10 protein-coding genes are annotated in these 10,228 nt (G+C 71.1%); 1 reads left to right on the top strand and 9 read right to left on the bottom strand.

Annotated features, from left to right (window positions below; all coding sequences use genetic code 11):
* Positions 1–7 precede the first annotated feature (7 nt).
* The 6 genes from AB4030_RS01040 to AB4030_RS01065 form a co-directional block, all read right to left on the bottom strand.
* Complete coding sequence (locus AB4030_RS01040; RefSeq protein ID WP_442277313.1) at positions 8–1,501, bottom strand: polysaccharide biosynthesis protein; 1,494 nt, start codon at positions 1,499–1,501, stop codon at positions 8–10.
* Entirely contained in the window at positions 1,498–2,685 is a 1,188-nt protein-coding gene (locus AB4030_RS01045; protein WP_442277314.1) for a DegT/DnrJ/EryC1/StrS family aminotransferase, read from the bottom strand. Before AB4030_RS01045 ends, AB4030_RS01040 begins: the two co-directional genes overlap by 4 nt.
* 91 nt (positions 2,686–2,776) lie before the next feature.
* On the bottom strand, positions 2,777–3,484 hold the full coding sequence (locus tag AB4030_RS01050) for a response regulator transcription factor (RefSeq protein WP_442277315.1): 708 nt from the start codon (positions 3,482–3,484) through the stop codon (positions 2,777–2,779).
* Between the two features lie 126 nt (positions 3,485–3,610).
* Positions 3,611–4,261 (bottom strand): response regulator, encoded by a 651-nt coding sequence (locus AB4030_RS01055; protein WP_442277316.1) that lies wholly within the window; start codon positions 4,259–4,261, stop codon positions 3,611–3,613.
* A complete protein-coding gene (locus AB4030_RS01060) occupies positions 4,258–4,932 on the bottom strand; it encodes a sensor histidine kinase (RefSeq protein ID WP_442277317.1) in 675 nt (224 codons plus the stop codon). Before AB4030_RS01060 ends, AB4030_RS01055 begins: the two co-directional genes overlap by 4 nt.
* Positions 4,933–5,414: 482 nt before the next feature.
* A complete protein-coding gene (locus AB4030_RS01065; protein ID WP_442277318.1) occupies positions 5,415–6,191 on the bottom strand; it encodes an SDR family NAD(P)-dependent oxidoreductase in 777 nt (258 codons plus the stop codon).
* A 52-nt stretch (positions 6,192–6,243) separates the two neighbouring features.
* On the opposite strand from AB4030_RS01065, the gene AB4030_RS01070 reads away from it, so the two are divergent.
* Positions 6,244–7,032, top strand: coding sequence for an exodeoxyribonuclease III (locus AB4030_RS01070; protein ID WP_442277319.1), 789 nt, complete (start codon positions 6,244–6,246; stop codon positions 7,030–7,032).
* Positions 7,033–7,045: 13 nt separating this feature from the next.
* On the opposite strand, the gene AB4030_RS01075 is transcribed toward AB4030_RS01070, so the two are convergent.
* The 3 genes from AB4030_RS01075 to AB4030_RS01085 form a co-directional block, all read right to left on the bottom strand.
* Entirely contained in the window at positions 7,046–7,525 is a 480-nt protein-coding gene (locus AB4030_RS01075) for a hypothetical protein (protein ID WP_442277320.1), read from the bottom strand.
* A gap of 172 nt (positions 7,526–7,697) precedes the next feature.
* Entirely contained in the window at positions 7,698–9,458 is a 1,761-nt protein-coding gene (locus tag AB4030_RS01080) for an MFS transporter (protein WP_442277321.1), read from the bottom strand.
* A gap of 7 nt (positions 9,459–9,465) precedes the next feature.
* The gene (locus AB4030_RS01085; RefSeq protein ID WP_442277322.1) at positions 9,466–10,176 is read right to left on the bottom strand and encodes an LppX_LprAFG lipoprotein; all 711 of its coding nucleotides are present in this window, start codon (positions 10,174–10,176) and stop codon (positions 9,466–9,468) included.
* Positions 10,177–10,228: the final 52 nt, after the last annotated feature.

Consider the following 10,228-nt stretch of genomic DNA (forward strand, 5'->3'; position numbering starts at 1 on the left):
GGGTGCATCAGTAGTCGTCCGGGTAGGGCGCAGAGGTCTGCATCGCCACCGCTGCGACGGGCTCGGGCCGGTAGATCGGCAGCGCCGCACGGAGGGTGCGACGCACCTCGTCCGCCGCGTTGCGTCCAGCCGCGTCGTAGAGCGAGAGCATCAGCAGGTCGAAGTCCTCGTGCACGGGGACGGCGTCGGCGCTGAAGATGCGCGGGTGGCTGGTGGGGACACAGTCCTCGTCGTCGCTGAAGAGCGACTCGTGAAGCTTCTCGCCAGGACGCAGACCGGTGAAGCGGATACGGACGTCGCGGACGTCGAGCTGGCGTGCGAAGTTGGCAACGAGGTCCACGATCTTCACGGGCGAGCCCATGTCGAGGACGAAGGTCTCGGACCCGGTCGTCAGATGGGCCGCCTCGAGGACGAGTCCCACGGCCTCCTCGATCGTCATGAAGTAGCGCGTGACGTCCGGGTGGGTCACCGTCACGTCCCGTCCCGCCGCCATCTGGGAGACGAGAACCGGCAGGAGCGAGCCGCGGCTGCCGAGCACGTTGCCGAAGCGAACGGCGGAGACGACGGTGCGACCCCCGGCGTGCTTCTTGACCACCTGCTCGGCCAGGGCCTTGGTCGCCCCCAGGACGGAGGTCGGGTCGGCGGCCTTGTCGGTCGAGATGGCCACGAAACGCTCCACTCCGGCCTCGACCGCGGCGACGAGCACGTTCTCGGTGCCCTGGACGTTGGACTTCACGCCCTCGCACGGGTGCTGCTCGAGCATCGGCAGGTGCTTGAGCGCGGCCGCGTGGAAGACGACATCGGGCTGGTAGTAGCCCATGACCTGCCGCATCCGCTCCGCATCGCGGATGTCCGCGACCACGGCATCGTGGGCCTCGAGGAAGGCCTCCCCCCGGAGCTCGAGCTGGAGGCGGTGCAGGTTGGACTCGTCGTGGTCGAGCATGACGAGGCGGCTCGGGGCGAAGCCGTTGACCTGACGGCACAGCTCACTGCCGATCGAGCCTCCGGCTCCGGTGACGAGCACGGTTCTGCCGGTGATGATCTCGGCGACCTCCGGCGAGGCGACGTGCATCTCACTTCGCCCGATCAGGTTGGCCACGTCGAGCGAGCGCAGGTCCGTCCCGACGACGTCGCGCTGCAGCATCGCGATGAAGGACGGCAGCCGGCGGACGCTGGCCCCGACGCGTGCAGCGGCGGTGGCCAGCCGGGTCACCTCGGCCTCGGGCAGCCCGGGGATGGCGAGGACCACGACGTCGATGCGCGCGGCCGTTGCGACCTTGAGGACGTCCGAGAGCCTGCCGAGCACGGGCAGGTGCCGAACCCTTCGCTTGGTCACGTCGTCGTCGAGGAATCCCACCGGACACAGTCCGAAGTCCTCGACGCGCTGCAGGTCTCGAGCCAACGCCTTGCCGGCCGCGCCCGCTCCGACGATCAGGGTCCGTAGCCCCACGTCCGGGACCGAGCTGCCGATCCCCGGTCTGGTCCCAACCTCCGAAGTCATCGCGCACTTCCTATCTGCCGCAAGGCTGCACACACCTCGTCGACGTCGTCATCGGTCATGTTCTGGTCGAAGGGGAGGGAGAGAGTCCCTTCGAAGACTCTGTCGGCGCCGGGCAGGCCCCCCGCGGGCACGACGCAGTGGTTGACGTGCCAGGTCAGTCGGTGCAGGGGGATGAAGTGCACGGAGGAGCCGATGCCGAGGGCACTCAACCGGTCGATGAGCTCGTCGCGCGACACGGGAAACCCTGGCTGGATCCGCACGGCATACAGGTGCCAGGCGTGTCGGCCCTCGACCGGCCGCGGGGGAAGGCTGATCGACGGCAGGCCCGCGAGCTGCGCGTCGTAACGGGCAGCCAGCTCGACGCGCCGGGCCTGGTCGGCATCGAAGCGGCGCAGCTGCGCTCGGCCGATGGCTGCCTGGACGTCCGTGAGGTTCGCCTTGAGGCCGTCGTCCGCCACGTCATACCGCCAGCTCGCCCCGGGGGTGTAGCGGCGCCACGCGTCCCTCGACATGCCGTGCAGGCGGGTGCGGACCAGGGTCTCGGCGAAGTCGTCGTCGCTCGTCGTGACCATGCCTCCCTCGCCGATGGCGAGGTTCTTCGTGGCGTAGAAGCTGAAGCAGGTGGCTCGGGAGATCGAGCCGACCCGCTGAGAGCCGACCTCCGTGCCGAGCGCGTGCGCAGCATCCTCGATGACCCGGTCGAGACCGATCCCGGCCGCCGCCGCGGCCGCCTCGACATCGACCGGTCGCCCGCCGAGGTGGACGACGACCATCGCGGACACGCCACCGACCTCACGGACGGCCGCGCGGATGAGGTCCTCGGTCGGGACGGCGCTCCATGGGTCGACATCCGCCAGCACGGGCACCAGGCCGGCGTGCGTGATGGCACCGGCCGCGCCGCAGAACGTGTTCGTCGACATCAGGACGCGCGACCCGGGCGCGAGGCCGAGACCTCTCAGGGCCAGCTCGAGGCCGGCCGTGCAGGAGCTGACGGCGACACCGCGGCTGGCCCCGACGTAGTCGGCGAACTCGCGCTCGAACTCGACGACCTCCTGCCCGGTCGTCACCCACCCCGACTCGAGCACCCGGGCCACGGCAGAGCGCGCCTCGGGCCCGATCACCGTGCGCGCAAAGGGGATCGGGCGGGACGCCGCTACACGTCGTGGCGAGGTCTGAACGGTCATGTTTCCCCCTGGGCCTCAAGGGCCTGTCGGCATGGGCGCGGACGGTCCCGCTCCCTCGACGTTAGGAAACTCGGAGCAGCAGCACACCCGCTCACCGCCCGAGGCCGCCTACGCCATTCGCGGTAGACGCTTCCTCGGCACTCCGGCCGAGGAGCCCGCTGCGACGCGCCTCAGCGACGGCCGCGAGGGTGGTGTGGACCTGCAGCCGCCGGAGGATCGCGCCGATGTGGGTGCGGACCGTGTTGGGCGACATGTGGAGCAGCACGCCCGTCTCCTCGCGCGAGTGACCGTCCATGAGGCACCGCAGGACGTCGTACTGACGCGGGGTGAGCCGCATGAGGGGCGGACGAGTGGACTCGGGAGTGGCGCCAGGCTGGGGTGGGGTCAGCACCGACGACATCAGTGAGACCGGGATGAAGACCTCGTGGGCCCCGACCTCGCGGACGGCCGAGACGAGGCGTTCGAGCGGCTCGTCGCTGCGCACCCAGCCACGGACGCCGATCTGGAGCGCGTGGCGGGTCAGGTCGGCGGCGCCCGGCTCCGTCACGAGCACGATCCCCAGGTCGTGAACCTGCTCGAGCGCGGAGCGCGCCAGCTCGAGGGACGCGTCCTGACGGACCAGCGCATGCAGGATCAACACGTCCACCGGCACGGGCCCCAGCAGCTGGAGCACACCGGGCACGGTCGAGGCGCGCCCGACGACACGCAGGCCTGGCAGCGCCTCCAGGGTCTCAGCCAACGCCTCCAGCACGAGCTGCTGCCGGGCGAAGACCACAACCCGGACAGGTTGGGTCGTCATGAACCCAGCATCGAGGGCTAGGACCGACCGCACACCCGACGTCTGGACGACCCGCGACTACGTCACATGCCCGATCCGGATGTCCGATCCGGGAGGGGGTCGCGCACGTCCACGAAGGGGCGTCAGTCACGTTCGCAGTCGTGCCGGCCAGATCGCCGGGCTCCCGTGGTCGGCGAGGAGAGCCGCCGCCTCGAGCCGGGAGTGGACCCCGAGCTTGCTGAGCAGGTTCTGGACGTGCGTGCGCGCGGTGCTGTTGCGCACGCCGAGCTGCCGGGCGATCTGCTCGGTGGTCAGGCCCTGCGTGATGCACCGCAGCACGTCCCACTCGCGATCGGTCAGGAACCGCAGTGCCCACAGCGGGTCAGCAGCGGATGGGGGCAGGAAGGCCTGTTGCAGCAGACTCGCCTCCACTGCGACCTGGCCCTCGGCGGCGCGGTCGAGCATCACGCAGATCTCGTCCATCGACATCGACTTCCGGAGAAAACCGGAGGCACCGAGTGAGAGTGTCCCGACGACGGCCTGAGGATCCGCCGTCGCCGAGAAGACGACGACCTTGGTGCCCGGCTGCCCTGCCCTCATGGCCTGGAGGGCATCGAGGCTCGTGCCTCCCGGGAAGTGCAGGTCGAGCAGGCACACGTCCGGCGCATGGTCGGTCACGGCGGAGACGGCCTCGTCGGGCGTCACGGCCAACGCCACGACGTCGTGGCCGCGCGCCGCGAGCGAGGCACCGAGGGCTTCGAGCAGCAGACGGTGGTCGTCGCAGACCACGATCCTCATCGGGTCTGGACCTGCGCCAGGATCGGCAGCTCGACGGTCGCGACAGCACCCCCGTCAACCCCGTTCTCGAGCTGGAGCCGTCCGCCGCAGTCCCGGAGGACGCCGGCGACCGTGACGAGGCCGATGGAGTGTTGAGGCGCGATCCTGCCCAGTCCGGGTCCGTCGTCAGCGACGGCCACGACCGCGAGCGGTCCACTGGCACTGACGACGACTGTCACATGTCCTTGTGGTCCTGCGGCGCGAGCGGCATTGTCCAACAGGCAGATCAGCGCCCTGACGAGGGCAATGCGCGGAGCGAGCACCAGCACGGGCCCGGCGTCCTCCAGCCTGACCACCGACCTGACGAGGGGCGCACAGCACGACACCGCGTACCTCGTGACCTCCATGAGGTCGAGGGGCTCCTGGTCGTCCTCCCGTTCCCCGCCGAGCACCGAACCGACGAGGTCGGTGAGCCAGGCGACCTCGTGCAGGATGCCCGCCAGGCGTTCGTCGTTCGACGGAACGTGCGGGTCAGCGAGCATGCGGATCGCGGCGAGCGGCTGGATGAGGTCGTGGCACAAGGCACGCATCGCGGCGTCGCCCCCGGAGCGGGGCGCCCCCATCTGCAGTCCGTCCCACGGCCCACCGACGGCGGCCAGCGCACGCCGACGACTGAAATTCAACTTCCTCACTGACATTCTGATCCCCCCAGAGGACGGTCTACGTACTCGGAACGCCTGCCCCATCCCGCCCGCACCCTGAAGGTGCGGTGGCTCCCGCCCACCTCACATCAGTCAGGAAGACCATGACGACCGGCCGAGCCGGGTCGACGTCACGAACCGCTTGTCACCGCGGTGCGCACCGGCCACCCAGTTCTCCCCCAGCCAGCAGCCGGATGGCTGCCTTCTCACCGTCATCTGCCTGTCCAAACCGTAGGAGCCCCCGCCACTCGCGGACCCCCCCGGACCGGTCGTGACTGACGTGATAGGAGTCGGCGAGCTCCTCCCGTTTCACGGTAACACCGGGTTTTCCCGCATCAGTCGAATCGCAATATGAGGCCCGAGTTCCCTTGTATCAAAAGGACATACGAGACAACTCCAGTCATGCGAAGTCGGGAGAGTCTCGCGATGCGGCCGGCGGACGAGCGGCGCGACTTCCACCGCGAACCCGTGGTTCAGCGGCGGACGAGACGCGCGCGACGGCGGACCACCGAGCGGGGCACGACCCGCAACAGTCCGACGATGGCCTTGTACTGCAGACCGGGCACCGAGAGGACACGGCCCTTGTCGACGTCGTCGAGGCATTCGGACACCAGACGCGTCGGGTCGAGCCACATGAAGGCGGGCCCCGGCTTGCTGATGCCGGCTCGTTGCTGGAACTCGGTGTTCGTGAAGCCGGGGCACAGCGCCGTCACCGTGACGCCGGAACCGGCGAGCTCGCTCGCGAGCCCCTCGCTGAACGTCGTGACCCAGGCCTTGGCCGCCGAGTAGGACCCCGAGGCGATGAAACCCGCCACCGACGAGACGTTGACGATGCGGCCGCGGCCGCGCTCGCGCATCGCCACCCCTGCCGCGTGGGACAGGACGAGCACGGCCCGGGTCAGCACGTCGAAGGCGGCCTCCTCGACCGTGACGTCGTTGCGCAGGAAGCTGCGGCGCTGCCCGTAGCCCGCGTTGTTGATGAGGACGTCGACCGGACGCTCCGGGTCGGCCACCCGGTCGGCGACCGTCTGCAGCGCCGACCGGTCCGAGAGGTCCGCGACGAGCACCTCCGCCGACACGGCATACCTGCTCGTCAGCTCGGCGGCCACCGCCTCGAGACGGGAACGGTCGCGGGCGACGAGCACGAGGTCGTGCTGGCGCGCCGCGAGCTGACGGGCGAACTCGTGCCCGATACCGGCGCTGGCTCCCGTGACGAGGGCCGTGGGTCGCGTCGTGCGCTCAGCAGTCATGCGCCTCACCCTAGGGACCCTCCGTCGGCGCGGCGGTCTAGGGTGACCGACTGTGCGCATCGCCACCTGGAACGTCAACTCCATCCGCTCCCGCATCGACCGCGTCGCCGCCTGGCTCGAGCGCAGTGACGTCGACGTCCTCGCGATCCAGGAGACCAAGGCCCGGGAGGACCAGTTCCCGCTCGAGCGGTTCGAGGCCCTCGGCTACGAGGTGGCCCATCACGGCCTCAGCCAGTGGAACGGCGTCGCCATCGCCTCGCGCGTGGGCCTCGACGACGTCCGGGTCGGATTCGACGGCATGCCCGGATGGGGCGAGCCGGCGGCACCGGAGGCCCGCGCCATCGGGGCCCTCTGCGACGGCGTACGCGTGTGGTCGCTCTACGTGCCCAACGGCCGCGCCCTCGACGACCCGCACCTGGGCTACAAGCTGAGCTGGCTCGACGCGCTGGCCGGGGCCGGCCGGCAGTGGCTCGCCGACGACCCCGACGCGCAGATCGCCCTCCTCGGTGACTGGAACATCGCGCCCACCGACGCCGACGTGTGGAGTGTCGAGTACTACGAAGGACGCACGCACACCTCCCCCGGCGAGCGCGCCGCCTTCCAGGGGGTCGTCGACGCAGGCTTCAGCGACGTCGTGCGCCCCCACACGAGCGAGCCCGGCACCTTCACCTACTGGGACTACACGCAGCTGCGCTTCCCGAAGCGCCAGGGCATGCGCATCGACTTCGCCCTGTGCTCCCCCGCCCTCGCCGCGCGCGTCGTCGGGGCGGCCATCGACCGCGAGGAGCGCAAGGGCAAGGGCGCGTCGGACCACGCCCCCGTCGTCTTCCAGGTCGGGTAGTGACCCAGCTCGCTCAAGCCTCGATCGGGTGGCCGGTGAACGAGCCGGTGCCGTGGGCGACGACGGCGCCGGAGGGGTCGAAGACGGAGAACTGGTAGGTACCCGAGAGCTTGTCCTTGCGGACGCTGCCACGGATTCGGACTCTGACCGTGAGGCCGGGCTTGTCCGGGCCCGCCGGGCCGGGCTGGCCCACCCACATCGTTCCCTGGAACCCGCCGTCACCCCGACGTGCCCACGTGCCGGTGAAGGGGGAGGCCGCGGGAGAGATGTCCTGGCTGATCAGGACCCCGCCCGCTGCGAAGCTGACGACCGTCGTGACCGTCATCGTGTCTCCGGGCGGGTCGTCCTTGCGGGAGATCACCCAGCTCCCGCTGGGACCGGAGTCGCCGTTCGCCGACGCGGACGAGGCGGACGCCGCGACGGCCACGCCTCCGATCGCCACCGCGCCCGTTCCCAGCAGCACTCGCCGACGGTTCAGCACGTGCTCGTCCATTGCGCCCTCCTCATCGCTGACGGCGGGCCCGGAGGCCCACCCTGAGTCTCCAGACTCGGGGTCCGCGACAGCACGCGTCAAGCGTCCGGCTTGCATTCAACCGACATGCGTGGTATGCGCATGCTGCGCTTCGGATCCACCGCCACCTCGGTGCTGGGCGGGTCCCGGTCGGTCAGAGCGCGACGAAGCGTGGCGCGTCGGCGTCCGCCGCTTCCGTCGCGGTCACGCGGCCGCTGACCCCCAGGGTGAACGCCGCCACCGCGCCGAGCAGGGCGGCAACGGCCCCGCCGAGGAAGACCGTCTGCACCTGGACGACACCGGCTCCGATGAGGGCGCCGGTGTCGAGCTGGTTGGGCAGACGGCGGACGGCCTCGAAGTAGCGACTGAGCCCGATCGAGGTGAGCAGCGCGAGACCCACGACCATCCCCACCATCCGGGCGACGACCACGAGGGAGCTCGCGACTCCGTGCGCGTCGGCCGGCGAGTCGGCCAGGGCCGCGTTGTTGACGGGGGCGAGGGCGAGTCCCATGCCGAGGCCGACGACGACGAGGACGACCGTGGCCGGGACGGTGGCGCTGACGGACTCCAGGGTCCAGCGGGACATGACGAGCAGGCCGCCACCGGCGAGGAGGAGACCGGCCCCGGCCACGGCCCCGTCCCCGAGCCGGCGCAGCGACCATCCGCCGAGGAGCGCGCCGACCGGCACGGCGAGCAGGAAGCGCACGAGCACGAGTGCCGCCCCCGTCTCGTCGTAGGTGTCGGTGAGCCGGGCCAGCAGGGGGACGTCGACGACGACGGCGACGAGGGCCGCGCCGACGAGCAGGCTGACGGCGAGGGCGCGCAGGCCGCGGGCGCCCACGACGCCGCGCGGGATCAGCGGGTCCGCGGCGCGGCGGTGCCACCAGGCGAGGACGACGAGGGCGAGGGCGCCGACGGGCAGGAGGCTGTAGCCGAGCGGGCCCACCACCTCCTTCTCCGGGTCGGACGACGCGAAGGTCAGCACGAGGCTGCCGAGGGCGACGGCGACGAGCAGGGCCCCGACGAGGTCGGCGCGCCGCAGCACGGCCCACCAGCGCGGTGCCGTCAGAGCCGCGACGACGAGCAACAGCCCGAGCCCGACGACCCCGATCGGCGTCAGCAGCCGAGACGTGCCGGCGAAGGGGACGAACGGCGCGCCGAGCGCGACGTCGGTGACGAGGGACTCGGGGGCCGCCAACGCGAGGCCCGTGACACCGAGCCCGAGCACCGTGAGCACTGCCGCCACGACCGGCAGGGCCCGGTTCCGGCGCCGCCGCGCCGAACCACCCCGCTCCGACCCCGACGGGACCGAGCGGGACCCGAGGTGGTGGATGACGGCATACAACACGAGAGCGGCAGCGACGTTGAGCCAGAAGATCGCTCGCCATCCCGACCACGCGAGGACGACCGCGCCCAGCACCGGTCCGAGCACTGACCCCAGTTCCTGCACGGCACCCACGACGCCGAGCGGGGTGCCGCGCCGGTGCGGCGGCCACAGGTCTGCGACGAGCGCGAGGGTCGCAGGCACGAGACCACCGCCGCCGATGCCCTGGAGCACGCGTCCCGTGATGAGCACCGGCATCTCGACGGCGAGCGCCGTGACGGCGGACCCGACAGCGAAGACGAGCAGGCAGCCGAGCAGGATCCGGCGCCGGTCGAGCAGGTCGGACAGGCGGCCGATGAGGGGCAGCACCGCGATGTAGCCGAGAAGGAAGCCGGAGATGATCGGCGTCGCCCGCTGGAGGGCGTCGATGCCGATGCCGACACCGGCCATCATGTCCGTCAGCGCGAGCACGACGACGTAGGTGTCGGCCGCCGCGAGCGCGACGGCCGCCGACGCGGCCGAGAGCAGCGCCAGGCGGCGCGTGCCGGCGGTCGTCGCGGAGCCCACGGCCGCGTCGTCGGGTGACGTCACCGGCAGGTCAGGGCTTGGAGATCGTGACGGGCTGACCGTACTGATCGAGGGTCAAGGTGTACGTCGACGTCGTGCCCGCGCCGAAGAACGGCCCGGTGATGACGACCTGGCGCAGCTCCTGCGAGTCGGTGAGGCCGTACGTGACGGAGAAGGTGCCGCTGCTGTCGCCGATGAGGAACAGGTCGGTGACGGCCTTGCCCGGCAGGCTGCCCTTGATCGTGGAGAGCACCTCGGAGCCCTGGCGCACCTTGTCGCCCGCGACGGGGGCCGTCGTCGCGGTGAGCAGCGTCGTGAGCCCCTGGTCGGGAGAGAAGAGAACGGCCGGGTCGGGCAGGCCGAAGGTCTTGGGGTCGATCTTGTTGGTGCCCGGGATGAGCGGCAGCTTCGCGTAGACCTCACCGCCGATCGAGGTGATCTCCGCGTCGGCCTGCACTCCCTTGAGCGTCACCTTGAACGTGCCCTTGAACGCCGGCGGGTGCTTGCCCCAGCCGTCGGCCGACACCACGCCACTGGCGCCCTGCGGCACGTTCGCGCTGGCGAGCTTGAGGTGGACCGACGGCGCGGCGTCGACCTTGGTCTTGGCGGCGGCCAGCTGCTGCGCCGGCGACTGCTGCGACTGGCCGGACGAGGCACCCTGCGGATCGCTCGAGCAGGACGTCACCGTGACGACGCAGAGCCCCGAGAGGACGGCGGCGGCGAGCTTTCCCGTGATGCGCATGGGGGTCAGGCTAACCGAGGGGGCCACCCCCTTCGGCCGGGCGCGTCGATGT

Source organism: Terrabacter sp. 2YAF2, from assembly GCF_052114705.1.
Lineage (GTDB): Bacteria > Actinomycetota > Actinomycetes > Actinomycetales > Dermatophilaceae > Terrabacter.